This window comes from Candidatus Cloacimonadota bacterium, from assembly GCA_028706475.1.
Lineage (GTDB): Bacteria > Cloacimonadota > Cloacimonadia > Cloacimonadales > Cloacimonadaceae > UBA5456.
This window is the reverse complement of record JAQWBI010000028.1, coordinates 1-24,141: the sequence shown is the minus strand read 5'-3', so window position 1 is coordinate 24,141 and position 24,141 is coordinate 1. Positions and strand designations below refer to the sequence as shown.

The 24,141-nt window shown below is 44.6% G+C and carries 20 protein-coding genes; 16 read left to right on the top strand and 4 right to left on the bottom strand.

Going from position 1 to position 24,141, the window contains the following annotated elements:
• Positions 1 to 1,820: Omp28-related outer membrane protein (locus PHF32_06285; GenBank protein MDD4560327.1), on the bottom strand; the 1,820-nt coding region annotated here is incomplete at its 3' end.
• Between the two features lie 158 nt (positions 1,821 to 1,978).
• Here PHF32_06285 and PHF32_06280 point away from each other — a divergent pair.
• From PHF32_06280 to murA, 6 genes are all read left to right on the top strand, one after another.
• Entirely contained in the window at positions 1,979 to 3,130 is a 1,152-nt protein-coding gene (locus PHF32_06280; GenBank protein ID MDD4560326.1) for an HD domain-containing protein, read from the top strand.
• A gap of 631 nt (positions 3,131 to 3,761) precedes the next feature.
• Entirely contained in the window at positions 3,762 to 5,873 is a 2,112-nt protein-coding gene (gene fusA / locus PHF32_06275; protein MDD4560325.1) for an elongation factor G, read from the top strand.
• Positions 5,874 to 5,937: 64 nt separating this feature from the next.
• On the top strand, positions 5,938 to 6,246 hold the full coding sequence (locus PHF32_06270) for an STAS domain-containing protein (protein MDD4560324.1): 309 nt from the start codon (positions 5,938 to 5,940) through the stop codon (positions 6,244 to 6,246).
• A 4-nt stretch (positions 6,247 to 6,250) separates the two neighbouring features.
• Positions 6,251 to 7,171: a response regulator gene (locus PHF32_06265; GenBank protein MDD4560323.1), complete on the top strand. Its 921-nt coding sequence runs from the start codon at positions 6,251 to 6,253 to the stop codon at positions 7,169 to 7,171.
• Positions 7,161 to 7,967: a peptide chain release factor N(5)-glutamine methyltransferase gene (gene prmC / locus PHF32_06260; protein MDD4560322.1), complete on the top strand. Its 807-nt coding sequence runs from the start codon at positions 7,161 to 7,163 to the stop codon at positions 7,965 to 7,967. Before PHF32_06265 ends, prmC begins: the two co-directional genes overlap by 11 nt.
• A 16-nt stretch (positions 7,968 to 7,983) precedes the next feature.
• On the top strand, positions 7,984 to 9,237 hold the full coding sequence (gene murA, locus PHF32_06255; protein MDD4560321.1) for a UDP-N-acetylglucosamine 1-carboxyvinyltransferase: 1,254 nt from the start codon (positions 7,984 to 7,986) through the stop codon (positions 9,235 to 9,237).
• 65 nt (positions 9,238 to 9,302) lie between these two features.
• Here the strand turns inward: murA and PHF32_06250 are convergent, their stop codons facing one another.
• The 3 genes from PHF32_06250 to PHF32_06240 all read right to left on the bottom strand — a co-directional run bounded on the left by PHF32_06250 (position 9,303) and on the right by PHF32_06240 (position 10,440).
• Positions 9,303 to 9,635 carry a DUF3795 domain-containing protein gene (locus tag PHF32_06250; GenBank protein ID MDD4560320.1) on the bottom strand — a complete coding sequence of 111 codons (333 nt, stop codon included), beginning with the start codon at positions 9,633 to 9,635 and terminating at the stop codon, positions 9,303 to 9,305.
• 373 nt (positions 9,636 to 10,008) lie between these two features.
• A complete protein-coding gene (locus PHF32_06245) occupies positions 10,009 to 10,209 on the bottom strand; it encodes a hypothetical protein (protein MDD4560319.1) in 201 nt (66 codons plus the stop codon).
• 75 nt (positions 10,210 to 10,284) lie between these two features.
• On the bottom strand, positions 10,285 to 10,440 hold the full coding sequence (locus PHF32_06240) for a hypothetical protein (protein MDD4560318.1): 156 nt from the start codon (positions 10,438 to 10,440) through the stop codon (positions 10,285 to 10,287).
• Between the two features lie 453 nt (positions 10,441 to 10,893).
• Here PHF32_06240 and PHF32_06235 point away from each other — a divergent pair, with 453 nt between their 5' ends.
• From PHF32_06235 to PHF32_06190, 10 genes are read left to right on the top strand one after another with little or no spacing between them, the layout of a single operon-like run.
• Positions 10,894 to 12,189, top strand: coding sequence for an L-serine ammonia-lyase, iron-sulfur-dependent, subunit alpha (locus PHF32_06235; GenBank protein MDD4560317.1), 1,296 nt, complete (start codon positions 10,894 to 10,896; stop codon positions 12,187 to 12,189).
• Positions 12,182 to 14,173, top strand: a complete 1,992-nt coding sequence (locus PHF32_06230; GenBank protein ID MDD4560316.1) for a urocanate hydratase — start codon at positions 12,182 to 12,184, stop codon at positions 14,171 to 14,173. Before PHF32_06235 ends, PHF32_06230 begins: the two co-directional genes overlap by 8 nt.
• 20 nt (positions 14,174 to 14,193) lie before the next feature.
• On the top strand, positions 14,194 to 15,555 hold the full coding sequence (locus PHF32_06225) for a UTP--glucose-1-phosphate uridylyltransferase (protein MDD4560315.1): 1,362 nt from the start codon (positions 14,194 to 14,196) through the stop codon (positions 15,553 to 15,555).
• Positions 15,556 to 15,566: 11 nt separating this feature from the next.
• Positions 15,567 to 16,766, top strand: coding sequence for an MlaD family protein (locus tag PHF32_06220; GenBank protein ID MDD4560314.1), 1,200 nt, complete (start codon positions 15,567 to 15,569; stop codon positions 16,764 to 16,766).
• 1 nt (position 16,767) lies between these two features.
• Positions 16,768 to 18,948: an ABC-type transport auxiliary lipoprotein family protein gene (locus PHF32_06215; protein ID MDD4560313.1), complete on the top strand. Its 2,181-nt coding sequence runs from the start codon at positions 16,768 to 16,770 to the stop codon at positions 18,946 to 18,948.
• Positions 18,948 to 20,036, top strand: coding sequence for an MlaE family lipid ABC transporter permease subunit (locus PHF32_06210; GenBank protein MDD4560312.1), 1,089 nt, complete (start codon positions 18,948 to 18,950; stop codon positions 20,034 to 20,036). Before PHF32_06215 ends, PHF32_06210 begins: the two co-directional genes overlap by 1 nt.
• Positions 20,033 to 20,794 carry an ATP-binding cassette domain-containing protein gene (locus PHF32_06205; protein ID MDD4560311.1) on the top strand — a complete coding sequence of 254 codons (762 nt, stop codon included), beginning with the start codon at positions 20,033 to 20,035 and terminating at the stop codon, positions 20,792 to 20,794. The genes PHF32_06210 and PHF32_06205 overlap by 4 nt, the downstream gene beginning before the upstream one ends.
• Positions 20,791 to 21,267, top strand: a complete 477-nt coding sequence (locus PHF32_06200; protein ID MDD4560310.1) for a dihydrofolate reductase — start codon at positions 20,791 to 20,793, stop codon at positions 21,265 to 21,267. The genes PHF32_06205 and PHF32_06200 overlap by 4 nt, the downstream gene beginning before the upstream one ends.
• A gap of 9 nt (positions 21,268 to 21,276) precedes the next feature.
• On the top strand, positions 21,277 to 21,741 hold the full coding sequence (locus PHF32_06195) for a response regulator (GenBank protein ID MDD4560309.1): 465 nt from the start codon (positions 21,277 to 21,279) through the stop codon (positions 21,739 to 21,741).
• Positions 21,738 to 23,726 carry a glycosyltransferase gene (locus PHF32_06190; GenBank protein ID MDD4560308.1) on the top strand — a complete coding sequence of 663 codons (1,989 nt, stop codon included), beginning with the start codon at positions 21,738 to 21,740 and terminating at the stop codon, positions 23,724 to 23,726. Before PHF32_06195 ends, PHF32_06190 begins: the two co-directional genes overlap by 4 nt.
• Positions 23,727 to 24,141 lie beyond the last annotated feature (415 nt).

Here is a 24,141-nt window from a genome sequence, read left to right as displayed (position 1 = left end):
GCTAGGCTGCCGCGATCATCTTTGCCATCCCAGTTTAGAAGAGCGTTACCTGTGGCGTCGGCATAAGCTTTCCACTGCCTGATCACCTGACCACGAATATTGAACACATGGAAAGTGATCTCACGATTAGGATGGGACTTAATGCGGAAACTGGTTTCACTGTGGAAAGGATTTGGCATCGCACGAACCCCAATCTGAGCCAAGCTTACGCTGTCCTCATTATCGGAGGCATCGATGGTAAGGGAGACAACAGGAGTAGGCAAGGAAAAGTTTTGAGGGTTATTGAATATGCTGCAGAGTTTGTATTCATACACGCCCATAGCCAAGCCTTCATCTCTGTATGTAAGGACATCCGGATTGGGAATATCTGCAATAACCAGATCGTTTCGGTAAAGGCGATAGCCTACGAAACCACGATTGTCAAAGTACATAGGCTTTTGCCAGGTAAGTACGGCAGTGTTGGGGGCTTCCACATAACCAGCAAAGTTTTGCGGAGCGGGGAGGCTTATAACTGCGGGTGAGGGCTCGCTATAAACAGGAGTTCCCGCCATACCATATTGATCAACCGGGGTTACTTTGAACACAAATCGTTTGTTAATCTCATTTGCTGCAATCGTGTAAGTGATCTGATCCGCTCCCACAATAAGCTGGTTGGCGTCATTCACAACCTTGTACCATTGATAAAGGCTGGTGCCTTCATTGTCACCATCGGGATCAGAGAAGACATATGAACCGGTAATAGTCTGTAAGACAACTGGGGGTCCAGTTACGCAAACATCTGCCACAATAGGGGGAGCATTCACGAAGGCATGTCCTGCAAGAGGTATGGTGAGCACAGGGTGATCAGTAAAATTGCCGGTTACAATGAGATTGCCGGAAATATCTCCAGTGGTGGTGGGGAAAAAATGCACCATGGTAGTGAAGCTTTGCAAGGCGGGTATTTCCATCTCAGTAACATCAGCGAAGAAAGTAGGATTGGTAGTTTCCAGAGTAGCCGAAACTGGGTCGTTTGAAAAGTTGAAGAAGGTAATGGGTAATGAGTTTAGGCCACTTACATAGGTATCGGGGAATAACAAGGCTTCTGCGGAAGCGGGGAAAGCTCCGGATAAACCGGGTACGCTATACTTTACTCCCTGAAGGATCTCTTTAGTGGAGTTGTTCTGGAGAAAGAGTACTAATTCCAGATTTGGCATTTGCCAGCTTGAATTCAGATTGAAAGTGAGAGTTTCGGTTACGGATTCTCCAGTATTGAGAGTAATCGCTGTACCTGAGGCGCTGGGGGCCATCATTCGGTTTACATAGTCCAATTGGGTCTGTCCCTGCCAGTTTTGTTGAATATTGGATTCTGTAATGTAGGAGCGTAGAAAGACATTGGTATTGGTATCGGCTTCTGGTTTAGATACAGTTACATCAACCGTGAGCACACCGCTTTCGTAATATCCTTCAGCGGTTATAGTGTATTTCGAAGGAATTGCCAGACGAGCGTTTACTCTTGGCAGATAGGTTGAATACAAAGATTGGGTATTACTTCCGCCCTCATAGACGTTCAATCCATCAAACAAAGCAGATGGGAAGTTGCTAATTCCATAGTAGTTGTTTCTGGTATTAGAGTAAGTATTGGCGTAGCTATCGCCATTGTGGTTCTTGACCACGGCTACATTGATACCGGCATTCAGCAAGTCATGGGCACCCATTGATGCACCGGGACAATAGGGACACCAGGTACCGGTGCCGATTTCCAGTACTACCATTTCTCTGGGAACTGCCCAGATAAAAGTCATCGATACTAAAAGCATCAATAATACAAGAAATTGTTTCATTGCATTTTTCCTCGTGTTTTTTTTTGTAACATGCATATAAAATAAGCAAGATTCGAGCCGTTTGCAATCAATTTATTCGTCTGATCAGCAAAAACTTTGCTTAGGGATTGATTCTATGTATCTTGTAATAATAAGATAAATGCTATATGGAGTTGCTTGTGAAAGATAAACTAAATACAATATTCACAGACATAAAAGCCAGGCACGATGCAGTGTTGGGAGATCGTGCTTTTAGAGATAGAAATGCTTGGCGTAGTAAAGCAGAGAATGAGGATCTGATGCGTTCCCGCTTTGCAGTGGATCGCGATCGTATCTTGTATAGCGGGGCTTATCGGCGTTATCATGGCAAGACTCAAGTGTTTTCATTCACAAATCTCATCGATGAAGAGATGACCAATCGTAATCTTCACATAGCTTATGTATCGCAGATTTCACGTACTATTGGCAAGTACCTGGGCTTGAATACAGAACTGATTGAAGCGATAGCGTTGGGTCATGATCTGGGGCATTGTCCCTTTGGTCACGATGGTGAAAAAGCTTTAAGTCAATGCTGTCATGATGCTGGAATAGGACACTTTCATCATAATATCGAGTCACTGCATATAGTGGATCATATCTCCAGCAAGGGCAAGGGATTGAATCTCACTTTTCAAGTGCGGGATGGTATCATATCTCACGACGGTGAAGTGCATAATACCCGATTGTGCCCCAAGGGAGATAAAAACGAAGTTGATATCCAAGCCTACATCAGGGCAAAGAAGTCAGGGGACGGGATGCAATGGATGCCGGCAACCCTGGAAGGCTGCGTCGTTCGCATTACTGATACTATCGCTTACATCGGCCAAGATATTGAAGACGCTATTCGATACAATATACTGAAACGAGAAGAATTACCGGTTGAACAAGTAAAGTACTTGGGCAATACAAACAGTCAGATCATTGAAACCCTGATTAAAAGCGTGATAACAAATAGTTATGAGCAGGATTTCATTGCTTTTGACGAAGAGACCTCACAGCAACTCTTGGAACTGAAGAAGTTCAACTATCGACGCATTTACACCGATGAAAACGTAAAACAGTCCAATGCGGTTATCCACCGCACAATGCGGATAATGTTCGAGAAGTACATGGATGATGTAGAGAAGAACAATACCGATTCCAAAATACATAAACACTTTCTCAACCACAAGAACGATCAGTATCTGGAATCCTTCCAAGCAGCCGAAAAGGTGCGGGATTTTATTGCGACCATGACTGATCGCTATTACAATGAAGAGGTTAAAGCATATATGTTGCCTTGGCGAGGCTGAGGGAATCAGACAAGCCCATAAGCGAGTGCTGCTATAACTGAGTCTAGACAGGAGAAACGAAATTGCACCTTGACAAACAGTGAACAGATCATAACGTATAACAACAAAGAAGGTTCAGAAGGAGACGACCATGAAAAGAAGCATGCTATTAGTTTTGATCATCGCTCTAAGTTTTGGTATCTATGCACAATCAGCAAAACAAGAAGCCTTGCAAAGCTTGGAAGAAGCTTTTTAGAACCATTCTTATAGTAAAAAATACCCTGCATGCTAATAAACTGTGCAGGGTATTTTTTTCATAACACTTCAGCGATATCCTTTGGAAGATTGTGTGCATAAGTAGTTGATAAACAGCTGTATATGACAATGCAAAAGCATGATATCAGAGCATACGAGCGCCCAGTTCAGAGGTAAAGCAGTACTTTTTTGTGGACAATATACTGATGCATAATAAAATGACATACAGGAGAATATGATTAGTTTCCCGTAGTGTATGCTGTGCAGGTTTTCGTCCCCTCAGCATTACATAAGAACGCGGCAGATCATAAATGGGAGTAATCCACTGCTACACAACCAAAGTGGCTTCCAAAATCCCCAATGATAGAGCATACTGGAGAAAATGAAAGGACTAGTTATGAAAAGCGACGCGGATAATCCGCTTTCTAGAATCAGGAATATCGGCATCATGGCACACATTGATGCCGGAAAGACAACTACTACAGAACGCATATTGTATTATACCGGATTTCTGCATAAAATGGGCGAAGTGCATGATGGGAATGCTTTTACAGACTGGATGGAACAGGAGCGTGAACGCGGAATTACCATTACTTCAGCAACAGTCAGTTGCCCTTGGAGAGAGCATCAGATAAACATTATTGATACCCCAGGCCATGTAGATTTCACTGCTGAGGTAGAACGTTCATTACGCGTTCTGGATGGTGCAGTAGGAGTGTTTTGCGCCGTAAGCGGGGTAGAGCCTCAATCTGAAACGGTATGGCATCAAGCCGACCGATATCAGGTTCCTCGCTTGGCATACGTGAACAAGATGGATCGCATTGGTGCGGATTACGATAATGTGATAAATATGATTCACGAACGGCTGACCACCAAAGCCTGTGCAATAAACATCCCAATCGGCAAAGAAGATTGCTTTGAGGGTGTGATAGACCTGATTTCTATGGAAGCTTGGTATTTTGATCCTCTTACTCAAGGATCTCAGACGTCACACATACAGATCTCTGACAAGATGCTGGAGGAAGCACAGATAGCCAGGGAACATCTGCTTGAGAGTATTGCAGAATTTGATGATGAATTGATGATGCTGGTCTTGGAAGGCGAAGAAGTTCCAGCCGAATTGATCAGAAGAGCAATTCGCAAAGGAACCATAGCTCATGGCTTTATCCCTGTATTATGTGGATCATCCCTGAAGAACAAGGGTCTTCAATTGCTTTTAGATGCAGTGGTGGACTTTTTGCCCTCGCCCTTGGATATTGGGGACACTCATGCCATAGATCCAGACAGCCATGAACCGGTTTATCTGGCGGCAGATCCTGATGATCATTTTGTGGGAATGGCATTCAAAGTTCAGATTGATAAATATGTGGGACGCCTGATTTATGTGAGAGTATACAGTGGAACCCTGAAAAAAGGCGGAAGTTTCCTGAATATGAGCAACGGCAAGCGAGAACGGGTAGCCAGAATCCTGCAGATGATGAGCAACAAAAAGAATGACATAGAGTATCTGCATGCGGGGGATATCGCTGCTATTGTGGGCCCGAAGTTTTTGGTAACCGGAGACACCATCACAGACGGCAACATCAATGTGGTATTATCCAAGATGCATTTCCCGGACTCTGTGATCTCGATTGCTATAGAACCCAAGACCAAAGCGGATCAGGATAACCTTTCCAATGCTCTGGTTCGTTTACAGGAAGAGGATCCCACCTTCAAGGTACATGTGGATAAAGATAGCGGACAAACCTTGATTTCTGGAATGGGAGAATTGCATCTGGACATTATTGTGGACCGGATCAAACGGGAATTTGGAATTAGCGCAAATGTTGGTAATCCTCAAGTGTCATACAAGGAAAGCATCACACTGATGGTACAGACATCCGAGGTTTTCCAGCGTGAGCTTAATGGGAAGGGCAATTATGCTTCCGTAACCTTCCGGCTTAGCCCCATACCATTGAAAGATATTAGCGAGGATCAGAAGAACAGCTTCAAATGCTCCGTGGATCCGGAAAAAATACCTCAGGAATACTGGAAAGCAATCGAAGAAGCAGCCCTTGCGGCTCTTTCCGATGGGCCTTTGATCAGCTCTAGTGTGGAGCGCGTAGCTATAGAACTGGTGGATGGCGATTATAATCCGGTGGATTCCAATGAACTGGCCTTCAGGATTGCCACATCTATGGCGATTTGCAAAGGTTTGAGACAGGCAAAACCAGTTATAATGGAGCCTATTATGATGCTTACGGTGATCTCCCCCGATGATTTTGTGGGTGACATCATTTCCGATATCAACGCCAAACGGGGCAAGATCGAAGTAATGCGCAAGCACAATGATTATCAACAGGAAGTAGTAGCTGAGGTACCATTATCAGAGTTGTTTGGTTATTCCACCAGAATCCGTAGTTTATCTCAGGGGCGGGCAATTTATGCCCTTGAGTTCAAGAAGTTTGAAATAGCACCATCTCAGGTGCAGAGAGATGTGTTACGCAGGATACGAGGTTATGCAGAATAAACTTGACAAGCGATTCATCAAAAACGATCTTGTAACAAGAAACAAAATTACCGAGGAGGTGGATATGACTATCGATCTTACTTTTGAAGGAAACATTGCTGCCATGAAGATCGACGGCATTCTAAATAGCGAGAATGCCCACATCTTGCAGGAAAAGCTTACTGAAGTTATGCAGAGCAATGCTACTCTATTGGAATTGGATCTACTTGATTGCCGCAACATATCTTCCACAGGAATCGGCAAAATACTCTTATTCTACAAGGATTTTATCTCCAAAGGCGGTGAGATTGAGGTGGTTCGCAGCTCCAACAGTGTCTATGATTTATTTAGCATGTTGAAGCTGAACCAGCTATTTACGGTAAATCTTAGCTGAAGAAATGACCAACCAGGGAAGGATCCTGGTAGTTGACGACAGCATCGCGATTGTCAACTCCCTGGAAGCAATATTGGGTATCAGTGGCTACAAGGTGGACACCGCATACAGCGGTAGTGATGCCTTGCGAAAGATTCATCAGATAGACTATGATTTGGTGATCTGCGACATCGAAATGCCGGGTTTGTCGGGCTTGGAGTTTCTGGGCAAGGTTCGTGAAGAATACGACCGGAATCTGGATGTGATACTAATGACCGGATATCTGGAACACGATTATTTCATCGAAGCCATTCGCTTGGGTGCCAGCGACTTCATCCGCAAACCTATAGAGACCAAGCACATGATCAGTTCCATCCGGGAATTGATTTTCAGAAAACAGAACCGCAATGATAGATCAGAGTTTTTCGGCCATTTGGACAAAGCAAAATTCCATTTCGAGTTGCCCGCCAAGGATTTCTCCAAATTTGGGGTTTCCAAAATGTTTAGTAATTTCTTGCGGCAATACTACCGGATAAACTCCAAGGTTATCAATGAGCTTTTGATCTGTGTGGATGAGATGATTTACAATGCCTACATTCACGGAACTCTGAAACTCAGTGTTCAAGAGCGAGATCTTAATCATGATGCCTTACAGGCCATTATACAAAAAAGGATGGAGAATCCCGAGATTAACCGCAGGAAAGTGATGTTTGGCTTTGAAGTGGACAATCTGCAGCAGAACATAGAGATATGCGTGCAGGATGAGGGAGACGGCTTTGAATATGAGTATTGGATGGAAATCATCCGTAAAGAACAGATATTCGAAATTGAAGGGCATGGCAGGGGTTTGGCAATGCTTTATCACCTTAGTGATGAGATGAGCTTTGATGATAAAGGAAGATCTATAAGAATTAGAAAAAGCCTGATTTGTCCTGATGCAGATTAAAGCATTTGAGCTGGAAAAAGAATTTCCCACAGTACCCCATGCAGATTTTGCCTTTCTTCTGTGCAATCTGAAACACTGCACTCCTGGTCAACTCGCCATAGAACAAACACTTAGTCCCGATGAAGCCGATGCCCTGAAGAGATGGCTGGCACGCGTACAATCAGGAGAACCGCCACAATATGTGGTTCAGAAAGCTTGGTTCTACGCTTTGGAATTGTACGTGGATCCCAGAGTATTGATACCTCGCTTTGATACGGAGGTATTGGTGGAGGCTCTGATCCCGCATCTCGTAGACAACGCGAAAGTGTTGGAAATAGGCGTGGGATCCGGAGCGATATCCTTGGCCTTAAAACAAAGCAGACCGGATCTGCAAATAATAGCCACAGATATAGATGCTAAAGCTTTGGAAGTAGCAAGAATAAATTCCAATAACCTGAATCTTCCCATCAAACTGCTAAATGCAGACCTTTTTCCCGAGAATGAGCATAGATTCGACGCGGTAGTTTCCAATCCTCCTTATATCAGTCCTGAAGAGTATTCTGATCTGGAAGAATCGGTTAGGGATCATGAGCCCAAAATCGCCTTACTTGCTGCTGATAATGGTCTGGAGTTTTACAAACGCATTTTGGATAAAGTGTCCCAGTATCTTTCGCCGGGAGGGATACTGGCTTTTGAACATGGTAGCAGACAGCAAGCTGATTTACTACACTTGACAGAATCTGCAGGCTTCAAAATACTGCAGAAAGGACGTGATCTGGCCGACCGAGATCGTTTCCTGATCGCCAAACTAAAGTAAATCCCAAGAGGATACAATGGATAAATTCATCATCGAAACCAGCCGAGATTTAAGCGGCAAAATCTATGTTAGCGGTTCTAAGAATGCAATTTTACCGGTCATGGCAGCTTGCCTTCTGGCCCCCGGAAAGTCGGTACTAAAGAATGTCCCCATGCTTATTGACCTCAAGACTATGGCTCATTTGCTACGAGTAATTGGCGCCAGAGTGGATTACGACAAGGATTCCATGAGCATAGACAGCAAAGATGTCTGCTATCCTGAAGCGCCTTATGAATTGGTGAGCAAGATGAGAGCATCGATCTATGTATTGGGTCCATTGCTGGCTCGTTTGGGTAAGGCCCGTGTATCATTTCCCGGGGGCTGCGCCATTGGTACCCGTCCCGTAGATCTGCATCTGAAGGCTATGGAGGCTTTGGGTGCCGAGATCGAGATTGAACATGGCTATATAAATGCGACATGCAAAGTACTGAAGGGAGCCGATATCCATTTTGAAAAATCCTCAGTAGGAGCCACGATTAATGCTCTGATGGCGTCAGTTTTGGCCAAGGGCACTACCCGAATGTTCAATGCGGCAATGGAACCCGAAGTGGACAGTACGATAGACTTTTTGAACAAGATGGGCGCTTCGATTAATGGTAAGGGAAGCACTTCACTGATAATTGAGGGAGTGGAAGAACTGTTCCCCGTACAGATGGAGATGATCCCGGATCGTATTGAAGCAGGTACTTTCCTGATCGCCGGAGCTCTTTCCACGCAACCCGTCACGGTGTGTGGATGCAATCCGGAGCATTTGACTGCGCTTCTGGACAAACTACGAGAGACAGGCTGTGAATTGCAGATTGCAGACAAGGATATCACCGTGATTCCCCCCAAAGAGATCAAAGCTACCAACATCCTTACGCTTCCGCATCCCGGATTTCCTACTGACCTTCAGGCGCAATTCACGGTACTGATGTGTTTGGCAAAAGGCGTTAGCTATATTGAAGATACAGTTTTTCCCGATCGGTTCATGCATGTTGCAGAACTGAACCGTTTACAGGCGGATATTCAAATGCAGCGAAACGTTGCAAGAATAAACGGAGTAAATAACCTTAGTGGCGCAGAAGTAATGGCTACAGACTTGCGAGCAAGCGCTGCATTGGTATTGGCGGGCATGGTTGCAGAAGGTACTACTACGGTATCGCGTATCTATCACATCGATAGGGGTTACGACCGTATAGAAGAGAAGTTAAAAGGCATTGGCGCCGAGATCAGACGAGAGCAGGGATAGCATAGCGGTATACATATGTCCAAGGTCTTTACGGGGAATTCCTGCCCTAGACTGAAGCCAATCTACTACTTTAGTTCCTGAAGGTTCTTCCATACCTCCGGAGCTTGCTCAAACAGTGAACGGTTGAAGTCGCAGGGCAATTCGGAACATTCTGCACAGGTATTGTATCCTTTTGAAATCACACAATCGCGGATAGGGCATATGAGGCACCAAGCAAACTTGATGCCCTCTTTACGACAACCACTGCAATTGATATCCTGGATGTTCAGTTGATTCTGGTATCTTTCAGACCACTCTTTTGCTACTCTCTCACGGTGAGCGTTGTCGTTGTTGATAGTAGCTTGATATGATTCGCATGTAGCGCAGTCTATCCCGCAAGCTGCAATCATCTTATTCATATTATCTCCTTTTGCCGATGGAGCCGTATCTTCGTGGATTTGGCCATCATCCGGCAGCTTATATGGTTCCTTCAGGAAGAATGGTTTCAGCATAGAATGTGTTATTGCCCTACTTGGGCATATCCACCAACAGCGCAGGCAAAGCAGGCATCGATCTGCAAACTCCATTTTCCCATCCTTTAAAGTGATATTCTGGATAGGGCATTGCTGTACACAAAGTCCACATTGTGTGCAATCGCTGTGTACCCGCCAACGCCGGGAAGCTTGATGAGCGCTGTACTTTTCGAATCTGGCAAATGCATAAACAGTCCTCGCAGAGGAATATCTGCCAGTCTTCTTTTAGTCCCGGAGCATATTTCTGCTGCACAAAACTTCACCATTTCTGCACTTTGCGTATAGCGCCCGAAAACTTTTGCAGGACTTGCCGTGCCAAAGCAATTGGGGGCATCACATAAAGCTGTTCATGTTTGAGGCGGTAACCGAGCTTCGCTATTATATCCTGAATCTTATAAGTGGATCCCGTATTGGCAAAAGAGCTTCCAGCGGTCTTGAAGAGGAAGTAGTTTTTACGCATTGAGGGTAGTGTTCTCAGAAAATCATACACTATCTTGGGAGCGTCCATGGCATGAATGGGAAAGCCAACAAAGTCTCAATTATCATAATCAGGTTTACTCAGACCTTGGGTAATGTGCTCCATAGGGATAAGCGTATATTCAGCATCGTTTGAGATAAATTCATTTCTTAGAATCTCAGCGATGGCACGTGTATTTCCGGTGCCACTGAAACAAATCATCAGGATACGCATACCAAACCTTCTTTTCATTACTGGGTTGAATTTATTAACAAGAATGATCTACTGCTCCATACTGTCAATAACGATCCCCTGTACTTTAAGGCAGATTTTGGTAGATTGATGCGAAGTATCCACAGAGGAGAAGAGCGATTGATCCTCTCTGTGCTATGTAGAGTTCAACCTGATATAAAGCCGTTATCAAGTAGTGGTCACTCGATGATCACCCGATAATATCTGCTTCAAGTATAGATTATCGGTTGAGCAAGGCACGTGCTGAAGGTGTTGATGTAATGATAATTTCCTCTATTCCTGATAACAGCTGTATGCACGGAAAATAACAGTAGTGAAGTAAGCATAGTAATATGGTGACTCGCTCTCTACCAGACATGATGCGGGGAGAATTAACTTGACAGGATTCACCTTATCTCAAACAATAACATAAAGAATAAATATCAATAGGTAGATATGCAGCACGATACGAAAATATTGGCATTGTTGAGGCAGGAAGTAGTTCCGGCACTTGGTTGTACGGAACCTGCAGCTGTAGCTTTAGCGGGTGCATACGCAGCCAGTGTGTTTCCTGGAACATTCGATGAAATCACTTTAATAGTTAGCCAAAGCATCTTGAAAAACGGCATGGGTGTTGGGATTCCCAATACGGGGTTAATCGGCTTGGAAATAGCTGTTGCGTTGGGTTTGATCGTAGCAGAACCGGACAAGAAACTGCAAGTATTGGGCGATCTTAGTCCCGATCAGGTAGTAGCAGGAAAGAAGCTGGCAGAGAATATATCCATCCAGCTGTATCCCGGTGATGATAAAGTATATGCTGAAGTGATTATCCAGAATAAAGAGCACAGGGCCAGAGCCATCATACGCTGGCGTCATTCCTTTTTACACAAGCTGGAGCTCGATGACAAGGTACTTCAGTATCAGGATATGGGTTATGAAAGCGGATCGACCATTATCCCGCCATCAGGGCTGAAGCTGATAGATTATTATCAGTTTTGCGCTATGTCCGATTACAACACTCTGCTCACATTGGATTTGGGAGAGAAGATCAACCGCAGAATTGCAGATTTTGGTATGGACGAAAGCATGGGTATCTCAGTGGGAAAAATGATCATGCAGCAGATCGAACAAGGGCTTTTGGGCGATGATATTCATCATTGGGCTATGGCTCTCACTGCTGCAGCAACGGATGCTCGGATGAGCGGATGCAATTTACCAGTGATCTCAAATACCGGCAGCGGAAACCAGGGTCTTTCCATCACTTTGCCCATCATAGCTGCAGCCGAGAAGTTAAACAGCAGTCATGAAAATCTGGTGCGCGCTTTAGCGATGGGTCATTTGGTTAGCGTGCATATGAAGTACAAGATTGGCCTTTTATCATGTCTTTGCGGTTGCCTGTCTGCCGCTGCGGGTGCTGCTAGCGGTATCGTTATGTTGTTGGGGGGAAACTACACAAATGTGGAGTATGCCATCAAGAATATGATCGGAAACACAGCCGGTATGGTATGCGACGGGGCTAAAGAGGGCTGTTCCCTGAAGGTGGCGACCAATACCTCTGCAGCAGTTCAAGCGGCGTTGCTTGCTCTTATGGGTAAATGCATCTCCGCAAACGATGGCATAATAACAGACGATATCGATGAGACCATAGACAACTTGGCGGAATTTGCAAATAGCGGGATGCAGAATGCTGATTCAACCATTTTGAATATAATGATAAATAAGAAGAACCATAAAGAGGAACACAATGTCTGACAAACCTTTTGTTGCAAAACTAGCAAACGTATTACCGCCTGATCCCGTTTTTGAACCGGGTATCCGCAGAGCGCCCGACAGGGGTTTGAATCTGTCCAGGAAGGAGATCAAACAAGCGCTGAAAAACGCTTTACGCTACATCCCGTCTGAGTTGCATACCAGAGTAGCTCCGGAGTTTTTGTCTGAGTTGAAGAGTATGGGTAGGATCTATGGTTATCGTTGGAGACCCCAAGGTCGCCTGACAGGAAAACCGATTGACGAATACAAGGGCATAACGCAGGCAAGAGCCATGCAAGTGATGATAGACAACAACCTGGATTTCGATATAGCTTTATATCCTTATGAACTGGTAACTTACGGTGAAACCGGACAGGTATGCCAGAACTGGATGCAATATCGGCTGATAGTTCAGTACTTGGAAGCCATGACGGACCACCAGACTTTGGTTGTGTCCAGCGGCCATCCCGTAGGTTTGTTTCCTTCCAGGCCGGAAGCTCCCAGAGTAATATCCACAAATGGTTTGGTGATCGGAAAGTGGGATAATCCCGAAGATTTTAAACGCCTAACAGCTTTGGGGGTGGCAAATTACGGTCAGATGACTGCCGGTGGCTGGATGTATATTGGACCCCAGGGCATAGTTCACGGTACTTATATCACATTATTGAATGCGGGCAGAAAATATCTGGGGATTCCCGTTGATAAAGATCTGGGCGGGGTTTTATATGTCTCTTCCGGTTTGGGCGGTATGAGCGGAGCTCAGGCAAAAGCGGTCGAAATAGCCGGAGGCATTGGTATCATCGCAGAGGTGGATTATTCCCGCATCAAGACCAGGCATTCTCAAGGCTGGGTTTCCAGAGTCTCTGCTAATTTACCGGAGATATTCACTTGGGTGGATGAAGCCAGAAGGAGCAAACAGGCACTATCCATAGCCTATCATGGCAATATCGTGGATTTGTTGGATTATTGCAATAGGAAGGATATAAAAGTAGAATTGATCAGCGATCAGACATCTTGTCATGCTGTGTACGAAGGTGGTTATACACCTGTAGGGCTTAGCTTTGAAGAAGGGCGAAAGCTGCTTGCAGGTGATCCAGCTGAGTTCAAGGAAAAAGTGGATGAATCCTTGAAGAAGCATTTTCAAATCATAAATTCTCTTACCCGAAAAGGAGCACATTTTTGGGATTATGGCAATAGCTTCATGGCTAGTGTTTTTGATGCGGGAGTGCACGAAATTGCCAAGAATCCCGATAATACCAATGATGGCTTCATCTGGCCGTCCTATGTGGAAGACATCATGGGACCGATGTGCTTTGATTATGGTTATGGACCCTTCCGCTGGATTTGTCTCTCTCGAAAAGATGCAGATCTTAGAGCTACTGACAAAGCTGCTGCGGAGCTGATAGACCCTCAGCGAAACTCTATGGATAGAGATAATCATCATTGGATCTGTAGTGCAGAGGAAAACGCTCTGGTTGTAGGCACAAAAGCCCGTATCCTCTATGCTGATGAGGAAGGCCGGGTTCGCATTGCTTTGAAGTTTAACGAGATGGTACGCAAAGGCGAGATTGGTCCGGTGATGTTGGGCAGAGATCATCATGATGTCTCCGGTACAGATTCACCTTTCCGCGAAACTGCCAATATATATGATGGATCAAACCTGATGGCCGATATGGCTACACAATGCTTTGCCGGGAATGTGGCCAGAGGGATGACCTTGGTGGTACTGTCCAATGGCGGTGGTGTAGGAATTGGTCGCAGCGTGAACGGCGGTAACGGTATAGTGCTTGACGGTAGCGCATATATGGATGAAGTGGTTCGCAAAGCATTGTCCTGGGACGTTATGGGTGGAGTAGCTCGCAGAGCCTGGGCTCGAAATACCGGGGCTATTTCTACTGCGAGTCAGTGGAACGAAAAGCACTCTTCGGAGGGGGCTATTACGATCCCTGAGCCAGCTGATGATGAGTATTTGGAAAGCCTGCTATAGCAGGGAAGGACGTATGTGACGTGCTGAATCAGTTTGTGAAAGCGATGAAGGCAGAGGGTCTTCCAGACATGCTTATCCGCACTTTTTCTTCCTATTATGAAGCATTGTGCGGCGGAAAGATGGGAAAGATAAGCGAATCTGACATTACAGCACCTCAAAGTGATTCCCTGGTACATTACGATGATCTTGAAAGCGAAAACACAAATAAACTATTGAAGCACATCGCAGTTATAAAGTTAAACGGGGGTTTGGGAACCAGTATGGGGCTTTCCAAAGCAAAATCCCTGCTTCCGGTAAAAGGCAATATGAACTTCCTGGACATCATTACGCGTCACGTTCTGGCGCTAAGATCGGGAAGTGGTTATGATGTTCAATTGATATTCATGAACAGTTATGCCACGCATCAGGATACTATGGATTACCTGGCAAAGTATCCGGATTTGATAAATCAGGATTTGCCGATAGCCTTTGTACAAAACAAGTTCCCCCGGATTCTTCAGGGTACCTTGGTTCCATTTGAGAGCAAGGACAAAGATCAACGCTGGAATCCACCGGGTCATGGTGATCTGTACACAGCCATATCCACTTCGGGTATTCTGGATGCCTTGATATCCAAAGGCTATCGTTATGCTTTCGTTTCAAATTCGGACAATCTGGGTGCGGTAGTGGATCCATCAATCGCAGCGTACATGGAAAAGCACGACGTACCTTTCCTGATGGAGGTCTGTGAACGCAGCGTTATGGACAGCAAGGGCGGTCATTTGGCACAGGACAAAGAAGGCAATCTGCTTTTGAGAGAGATAGCGCAATGTCCTCAGGAAGATCTTCCTGCGTTTCAAGACATTGAAAAGTATAAATACTTCAATACCAATAATCTTTGGATAGATTTAAAAGCTTTGGAATGGCACTTGATCAGTCATGAAGGGTTGATGTTGCTGCCTTTGATTGTGAATCCCAAAGTAATCCAAGACCAGAAAGTGTATCAATTGGAAACTGCCATGGGAGCGGCGATCAGCAGTTTCAAGAGGTCTAAGGCATTGGTCGTTCCCAGACAGCGCTTTGCTCCGGTGAAGAAGACAAACGATTTGCTGGCAATATGGTCTGACCTCTATGAACTGAACGAGCAATATCAGTTGAAGTTGAGACGGGGAATTGAGAAGATCCCTTATATAGAGCTTGATCCCCGTTATTATGGGAACATCGATCAGATGCGCAGTAGATTTGCTGATATTCCTTCACTTGCTGGTTGTAAAGAGTTAAAAATCGAAGGCGATGTGAGCTTTGGGGGCGATGTGATCTGTGACGGACGAGTGCACGTGAAAGCGCAAAGTCCCGTCCGGATAAGTAACCGGCTCATAACCGGTGAACTATTTTATGAATAAGGGAGATCAATTTGGTTTCGAAAGCTACTAAGGTTCGTTTAGGTGTGTTTTTGGCGATAGGGAGTTTGTTGATCCTTGTCTTTGCAGCGGCTGTAGCTGGTAATCGTCTAACGCAAAAGTGGGATACTTATTACATTGAATTTGTGGATTACCCGGTTAGTGGTTTGCAAGTGGGTGGTACCGTGAATTATCAGGGCATCAAGGTAGGCCGTGTGGAAGACATCAAGATTGATCCTCAGAATGTGTTAAAAGTGAAAGTAACGATCAATATTGAGCCCGGTACACCGATCAAAGAAGACACTGAAGCTGTATTGACTCTTGTAGGTATAACCGGTCTGAAAGCAGTTGAAATCCGTGGGGGTACAAACGAAGCCCGCACCATCAATCCTGGCGGCCAAATCAAAGCGGGATCCACCATGATCGACGACATTTCCGAACGAGCAGTTTCAATAGCGGAAAAGATCGATTTGATCGCAAGCAACATTAACGAAATTACCAGTGAACAGAACCGTGAAAATCTGGCCAAAATTCTTAGAGAAACCGGCTTGATTCTGGAGACTACCAGTTCAAAGCTCAGCAACACCCTGGATTCCTTTTCTCGCATAGCCAATAATACTGCAGACCTAACAGAGGATCTGAGCAAGAACATTGATTTTATTTCACAGAACCTTGCGGGAAACATCGACGATATCTCGGAAAGTGCGATGGGATCTCTGGAAGACATTGCCAATATTGTGAATGAAGAGTTGGTGATGATTACGAGGAATCTGAACCAGAATGTGAACGATATCAGCGAACAAGCTGAGTTGTTGATACAGGATACCAGATTTCACATGAATAACATAGGTCAAAACACCAATAGTCTGGTGCTGGAAAGCACTCAGCAGATTTTGGATGTAAGTGCAAACATCAACCGTTCTCTGGATACGATAAATCAGCTTTTATCATCAGATGAATTCGTATCAATCGTAGAGAACGTAGATGTTCTTTCGGGGCAATTGGCAGAGGCAAATGTGAAAGATATGGTGGTGAATCTGGGCACTACCATCCAACGAACAGGGATTCTGATCAACACTCTGAATCGCACAGTCTTAAGGTCTCAAGACGATCTTGCGGAAACTTTGGAGAACCTGCGTAATGCCACAGAAAACTTTAACGATTTTTCCAGACAAATTTCGGATAACCCTGCAATACTACTAAGAGGTAATTGATATGAGAGTAACAAGAATTATTAAACACTTTTTGTTTTCCGCTGCTATGTTGTTGACTCTGTTGCTAGGCGGTTGCTTCGGCAAAGTGGATAAAGTGATCACAAATTACTATGTCCTCGATTATCAATCCAGTACAGAAAGGCAGGAATTGAGGCAGGATGTATCCAGCGGGAAATCTCTGCAAGTGATGAACAGCAGAATAAACAGGACATACAACCGCAATCAAATAGTCGCCAAAGAGAATTTCTACAGAGTTCGCTTTATGAGTAATGACCTCTGGGCAAATCGCTTGTCGGACGCCATTCCCAACATCATCACACAGCGGTTGAGAACTTATAATATCTTCTCCAACGTCAGCAGGGAAACAGGAGAGTTTGATCCGAATTACTACCTGGAAACCAATGTACTGAACATTGAGAAGCTGGAAGGCAAAGACCCTCGTGCTCATCTGAGAATCGAGTTTGTGTTGCGCGATAGTACTTCAGAGAACGTGGTTCTTACTCATCGCAATGATCGTTATTATCCTCTTGCGGACGAGTCTGTGGTGTATTTGGTTCAGGTGTTTAACAACCTGATCATGGAGGAGACAAACACCTTTGCCGCCTTATGTATCATGCATTTTGCCGGAAGACCGGTACGCCAGACTGGGATCGATTATCGGGATCCTCTTACTGCACCGGAACAGTATATATATCAGCAAATCGAACAACAGGATGAAAATAAAGTATTTGGAGAATTGTATTTAAGCACAAAAGCTCCAATAAGCAACGAAATGCTCTACAGAGTAGAAGGACTCGACGATCTGAACACCATTATTTCTGAGCACGTTGGAGTGTTCAATGCTCCCTTGAATTTGCTGCCAGGGAAATATCGAGTGATCACCGGTTATAACGATGACATACGTATGACAGTGAACGTATATCCTCAGCAAAGAACTGTTGTGGAGCGAAATTGGTGTGAGCTGAAGGTGAGAATGTTGGATCAATCCCAAAACAAGGTTCGGTTGATCTATGACATTTGGATCCAAAATGAGGATGATTACGGATATACAAAAGTGGGTACAGACTTTTCGCTGAGTGATGATCAGCATGGAATTGAGGAGAATCTGTGGATTCTGCCTCCCGGTAACTACATGGTTACCTTGGGGGGGTACTCCTGGAGTGATTTGAAAGACTTTACTACAGTAAGCTTGAGAAAAGGAGATAGTCACATCTTAACCATTGTGGTGGATCCGAGTAGCTCCAGCGGGAACATTATGGTGGGTGCTGGTGTGCTCTCAGATGATCTTGGAGTGGGCTCAGTCAGGTTTCACAATGGGATAATTCATGCTAATGTGAATCTATCGGCAGACAACACCATAGACAAAGATGATCCGGCTTATGCATTAAGCTTGTTTGGTACTTTGGACAACACCATCGATCACGACTTCCGTCCCTTCCATCTGAATATGCGTAGTATCTACGATATCGGAGCTAATTTCGCCAAGGATGCGGATTTTAGGATCAATCCCGATACATATTCATTGAAGAATGTATTTCTTATCTACCCTTGGGGTAAACAGCGCGAGCTATTGAGCAACTTTGCATTCTATATCCGTGGAGATTTGAATACTCATTTTTGGGATGAGTACACACAATTCCCGAACAAGAAGAATTATGTAAAGTACGATAAATCCGGTATTGAGATAGAACGGCTAAGAGATCAGGAAGAAATCCGCTCCAAGATATCTCTCTATCCATTGAAACTAAAGGAAGGCGGTGGCCTCACATATCGGCTCAACTTCAGTCCAAAAAGCTCACTTAGTCTGCGGGGAGGTTACGGTTGGCAGCAGGATTTGAACAACCTGTCTTTCAGCTTTGAAAAGACAGTGGATGAAGGCGGCGTTCTGTATGATGTTTACCGTGAAGCTCCCGATAATTATAATAGAGGGATCGAAACCACAGTTATCTTCTCTTTAGTGAATTTCCTGTCGTTCTTTTCCCTGAATTCCAGTGTTGATGCGCTATTCCCGATTGAGGAATCCGGAGTAATGCCCCGCATTGAAAACGAGAATCAAATCAACCTAAGATTGTATCGTAATGTATCTCTGGAATTCAAGTTGAAACTGGAGTATGATGAAAGCGTAAAACCATGGTGGGTGTATAATTATACATCATACCTGAGAATGAGTCTATTCTACTGATGTATCTAAATTTGTCCAACAATGTACTGATCCTGGAAGGGGATTTTACAAAGTTTACAGTTCCCGAGGCGGAGAAGGAACTGGCGAGATTCCTGAAGGATAATTCTCCGGACAAGATTACCATGATCGACTTGGCAGGAATCCTCTCAATCGATAGCGCCGGAGTGTCATTCCTGGATGAATTACATCTGCACTATGGAGAACAGAGCGGCATCTTGCTCTTCAAAGGAGCGCGTCCTGAAGTGCAAGCTCTCATCAATACCTTCAGCACTATCAAACTAGCTGCTGTAGCTCCAGATCGGCCGATGGGATTCTTTGAGAAAATAGGTGATGATGCCATCAATTCATACCATTCCCTGGTTGAAGCGCTCACGTTGGCCTCAGAGATATTCTATTACAGTGCAACAGGTCTCTTCAACCGTAAGGGCCAACGCAAAGGCTCCACAATTCAACAGGCAGTACTCTTGGGTTCACAAGCCCTGCCAATAGTAGCGCTACTGTCTTTTATCATTGGTTTTATCCTATCCCTGCAATCCGGTGTTCAATTGAGGGATTTTGGAGTAGGAGTGTTTTTGGCCGATCTTTTGGCCATCACCATGGTAAGGGAGATGGGGCCTCTGATTACCTCGATCATTGTAGCTGGACGCAGTGGCAGTGCCATTGCGTCAGAGATCGCCACCATGCAGGTTACAGAAGAGTTGGATGCTCTGCGTATGATGGCATTACATCCCATACGTTTTGTGGTGGTGCCGAAGTTTCATGCTATTACTATAGTAATGCCGATCTTGGTGATGTTCAGCATTTTGGTTGCGGAGTTGGCAGGTGCTGGTATTGCGGTTACGCTGCTGGATACATCCATTGAAACATTCGTAAACCGCTCATTAGAGATACTTACCATCAAAGATGTTATTGTGAGCTTTGGGAAAAGCATCTGGTTCGCTTGGGTGATAGTAATAATCGGATCATTCTACGGATTTCAGGTAAGAGGCGGAGCCGAAGGCGTGGGCCAAGCCACCACAGCATCAGTGGTAAGTTCAATCTTTGCTGTAATCCTGTTTGATGCCATATTCAGTTTGCTGTACCTATGATGAGGGAGGGAATTATCACACCAGAGCCTGTAATCCGCATTCGGGATTTAGTAGCTAAATACGGAGAAACCACCATTCTTGACGGTATTAGCGTAGATATCCTTCCCGGGGAGATTACCGTGATATTAGGAGGTAGTGGTTGTGGTAAAACAACGCTGCTCAAAAACATGCTCAGGCTGTATGAACCAGCTGCGGGAAGCGTAAGCTTTTGGGGAGAAGAAATCCTGAACATGGGGGAGAAGGAGTTTTATGACGTTCTAAAACGCACAGGGATGCTTTTTCAGAATGGTGCTTTGCTCAATTCCATTTCTGTGTACGAGAACATCTCTATTCCCCTGGAAATGCATACCGATCTTTCTCGTAAAGTGATTGATAGAATCATCCGAGTAAAGCTGGATTTGGTAGGATTGGGTCACGCTATATACATGCTTCCCTCAGAGCTTTCAGGAGGTATGAAGAAACGAGCCTCGTTAGCCAGAGCTTTGGCTCTTGATCCTCAGATTCTATTTTGTGATGAACCCTCTGCCGGATTGGATCCGGTTACTTCAGAGTCTTTGGACGCTTTAATATTGAATTTGAAGAATCAGCTAAAGATGACCATAGTAATCGTTACTCACGAGTTGGCTTCTATTCACCGTATTGCCGACAAGATCATTTTTCTTGATGCGGGGAAAATGCTCTTTAGCGGTAGGCTGGAAGAGGCCAAGCGATCAGGTATCCCTCAGATTGACCATTTCTTCGAGGTGGGTAGGTTTTGAACCCGAAGATCATCGTGGCAATGGCTGAAGACCGAGTGATAGGTAGGGATAACAAGATGCCGTGGTATATCCCCGAAGATCTTGCGTGGTTTAAGCAGCATACCCTGGGGGGACCAGTCATTATGGGTAAAAACACTCTGCTTTCGATGGGCGGCACTCTGGTGAACAGAGAAAACATTGTTTTAAGCCGTGATCCTGATTTCAGTGCAGAAAACGCAACCGTCCTACATTCACTGGATGATGCCCTGATGTCATATCCTGATGCTTTTATCATTGGTGGTGCCAGTATCTTTGCTCAGGCATTGCCCTTGGTAAACACATTATATATCACACATATCCACGCCTGGATAGCAGGAGATAGCAAATTTCCGGATTTTTACCCTGAACAGTGGGATAAGCAAGTAGTAAAAGAACTGAAGAGTGTAAGCGGTTATGAACTGAGCTTCTGTATATACAACCGGAAGAGCAGATAGATAGCAGTTATGAAAGGTAAAGCCAAAATCAACATGGTTGATGATGCCAGAGTGCTGATAGTGGATGATGATGTAGTGATCAACATCATAACCAGCATACTGAAGCGGGATAAATATCTCACAGATTCATGCTATAGCGGAGAAGAAGCTTTACAAAAGGTTCGTAAGAACGTTTATGAACTGGTATTGTTGGACGTGAATCTGGGTAGAGGACTGGATGGTTATGAGACCTGTAAACAGCTTCGTGATTCCAATCCTGATCTCCCGGTTATACTAGTAACGGCCAGTCAGGATGATGAATCAGTCAACAAAGGCTTTGAAGCTGGTTCGGCGGACTACATCAAAAAGCCGGTATCTCGATACGGGCAGAAGCATAACGGACGCCGAGTAAAGATAATAATGTCCATCAGCAATTGCTTTGAGCGTAGAAGATATGGATACTTGAATGAAACAAAAGTGGAGATCAATATATGATTAGCATCATTATACGCGTTAAGAATGAAATGCCCATGTTGGAAGCCACTCTTGAGATGATCAGCAAGCAACGCCGCCGTGATTACGAACTGATCTGCGTGGATTCCGGATCCACCGATGGAAGCTGGGAGTTCCTGCAAAATTGCGGAGCAACCACATTGTACCGTATCTCAGCTCATGAATATTTACCGGGAAAAGTGTTGAATGATGCCATCATGCATGCCAAAGGCGAGTATATTGTTTTCAATAATGGTGACGCTATCCCTCAAAACGAAGACTGGTTGGCCGAGATAGTAGCTCCCTTGGAAACAAATCCAGAGCTTGTAGCTGTATATGCAAATCAGATTCCTCGTCCAGATGCTATCTCTATCGTTAAAAAAGATTATCAACGAGCCTTTGGGAATGGCAAAATAGCTTCAAAATGGCGTCATTTTTTCTCTTTTGCTAGTGCCGCAGTGAGAGCAGACATCATTCGTCAATATCCCTTGAATGAGGATTTACATTACTCCGAAGATATTGAGTGGTCGTGGCGCATGAAGCACTTGGGCTTTAGTATTGGATATGTGGAAACAGCTATTGTAGAGCATTCCCACAATTACAATCTGGCTCAGACGGCAAAACGTTATCGTGGTGAAGGAATCGCCGAGGCCTTTATATACAGGGAGCTATACAAGGATGACCCTGCAGATCTATCCTTCTTCAGGTCTGTATTTCTTGCAGCAGTTGCAGAGTTTTGCAGAGACATCATCTTTCTATTTAGGGAAAAGAAAGCCGGATTAATTCCTCAAGCAAAGATCTATCGCTTTACGCAACGCTATTTTGCCTGGCGAGGTAGAACCAGTGCTTTTTACAAACAAGTAAATACCCAGCGTAAAATTCTGGTGAGTTGTCTTGCTTTCGACAATGGTAAATCAGGCATCTCCGATTACATTGTATCCACTGTAAAACAGATGATAAAACTACATGATGTTTATCTGCTGATCCATCCTTCCGATATCGAGGTCTTTCCCCTCCGTGATCCGCATTTACACTTCATAGAGGTTGCTGAATGGATCAAGAAACCCATAATATCAATGCTGTGGCACCTCTACATCCTACCCTGGAGTCCATCCCTCAAACGCTATGATCTGATCTTTCTTCCTGCTGCTAACCGCCGTCTATTTTGCCGTTATAACCACAAAACCATCCTTACTTTCCACGATCTATCCCAGTTTCATATTCGAAGTAAATACGACTTGTTGCGAAACTTCTACATCAAACACATCGTGCCCCACTATCTACATAAGGCCCCGCTAATATATGCCATCAGCGAGAGTACAAAGTATGATCTGAGGCGCTTCTATGGTATTCCCGGCAACCGGATTCATGTAAATTACAATGGATATGATCCCGCAAAGCTGGAGAATCCGGTATCTAAAGATGAGCTGACCCAAAAATATGGGATCAAGGGGAAATATATCCTGTATATCGCTCGTATCGAGCATCCTGGTAAGAACCATCTGAACTTGTTGAAAGCCTACGAGAAACTACCGGAGAGTATTAGAAAAGATTATGCTTTGGTGTTGGGCGGATCGATGTGGAGTGGGGGAGAAGAAGTGAAACGATACTGGCAAAAGATGCCGGACAAAGCCCGAGTAATTTTCTGTGGGTTTGTGAACGGATCAGATCTGGCAGGATTGTATAAACATGCCTCTCTGTACGTATTCCCCTCTTTGTATGAAGGATTTGGCATTCCTTTATTGGAAGCTTTTGCCGCCGGAATTCCCGTGGCATGTTCAAATACATCATCGTTACCAGAGATCGGGAAAAACGCGGTGCTTACCTTCAATCCCAAACGTCCCAGGGAGATATGTACAGCAATGCAGAGCATACTACTCAGCCCGACTTTAGCGGATGAACTGAAGGCAAAAGCATATAAAAGACTGGACGAATTCAGTTGGGAAAGGCACGTTAAGCGCTTGTTGGAAACTCTAAAGCTTGGATAACGCGATTGGAGTTCAATTGACCTTCTGGATATTACAGCTACATTCCCCTCTTGGATATCTATACTTGAACCTGATATTATCGGGTTATCATCGAGTGACGACAGGATAATAACGGCTTTATATCTGCTTCAAATCTCCTTCAGTCTCAGGGGAAGGATAATGTGCCGAATACGGAGATTGCCACTCCAAGCTTGACACGGCAGTAGTATCCTTACCTTTTGCCATTTATCCCAATTAATGTACAGGAGTTCATACCACCTATGCTATCTGTCTCTGTTAAAATAAGTTACTAATCTTTCCTACACCTAAGTGCTTGGAAAATGGAGTGTCGCTAGCGAGAAATAGTTCGTATGTCATTATCCAGCTTTGCGATACCCTTTTAGAGCAGATATGGATTTATCCATCTCTTCGATAT

Coding starts and splice junctions, on each gene's coding strand:
- PHF32_06215 (MDD4560313.1), top strand. CDS start 16,768: ATGAGAGTAACAAGAATTATTAAACACTTTTTGTTTTCCGCTGCTATG.
- prmC (MDD4560322.1), top strand. CDS start 7,161: ATGCAGATTAAAGCATTTGAGCTGGAAAAAGAATTTCCCACAGTACCC.
- murA (MDD4560321.1), top strand. CDS start 7,984: ATGGATAAATTCATCATCGAAACCAGCCGAGATTTAAGCGGCAAAATC.
- PHF32_06190 (MDD4560308.1), top strand. CDS start 21,738: ATGATTAGCATCATTATACGCGTTAAGAATGAAATGCCCATGTTGGAA.
- PHF32_06245 (MDD4560319.1), bottom strand. CDS start 10,209: ATGCGTAAAAACTACTTCCTCTTCAAGACCGCTGGAAGCTCTTTTGCC.
- PHF32_06250 (MDD4560320.1), bottom strand. CDS start 9,635: ATGAATAAGATGATTGCAGCTTGCGGGATAGACTGCGCTACATGCGAA.
- PHF32_06230 (MDD4560316.1), top strand. CDS start 12,182: ATGTCTGACAAACCTTTTGTTGCAAAACTAGCAAACGTATTACCGCCT.
- PHF32_06265 (MDD4560323.1), top strand. CDS start 6,251: ATGACCAACCAGGGAAGGATCCTGGTAGTTGACGACAGCATCGCGATT.
- PHF32_06195 (MDD4560309.1), top strand. CDS start 21,277: ATGAAAGGTAAAGCCAAAATCAACATGGTTGATGATGCCAGAGTGCTG.
- PHF32_06205 (MDD4560311.1), top strand. CDS start 20,033: ATGATGAGGGAGGGAATTATCACACCAGAGCCTGTAATCCGCATTCGG.
- PHF32_06210 (MDD4560312.1), top strand. CDS start 18,948: ATGTATCTAAATTTGTCCAACAATGTACTGATCCTGGAAGGGGATTTT.
- fusA (MDD4560325.1), top strand. CDS start 3,762: ATGAAAAGCGACGCGGATAATCCGCTTTCTAGAATCAGGAATATCGGC.
- PHF32_06240 (MDD4560318.1), bottom strand. CDS start 10,440: ATGCGTATCCTGATGATTTGTTTCAGTGGCACCGGAAATACACGTGCC.
- PHF32_06270 (MDD4560324.1), top strand. CDS start 5,938: ATGACTATCGATCTTACTTTTGAAGGAAACATTGCTGCCATGAAGATC.
- PHF32_06235 (MDD4560317.1), top strand. CDS start 10,894: ATGCAGCACGATACGAAAATATTGGCATTGTTGAGGCAGGAAGTAGTT.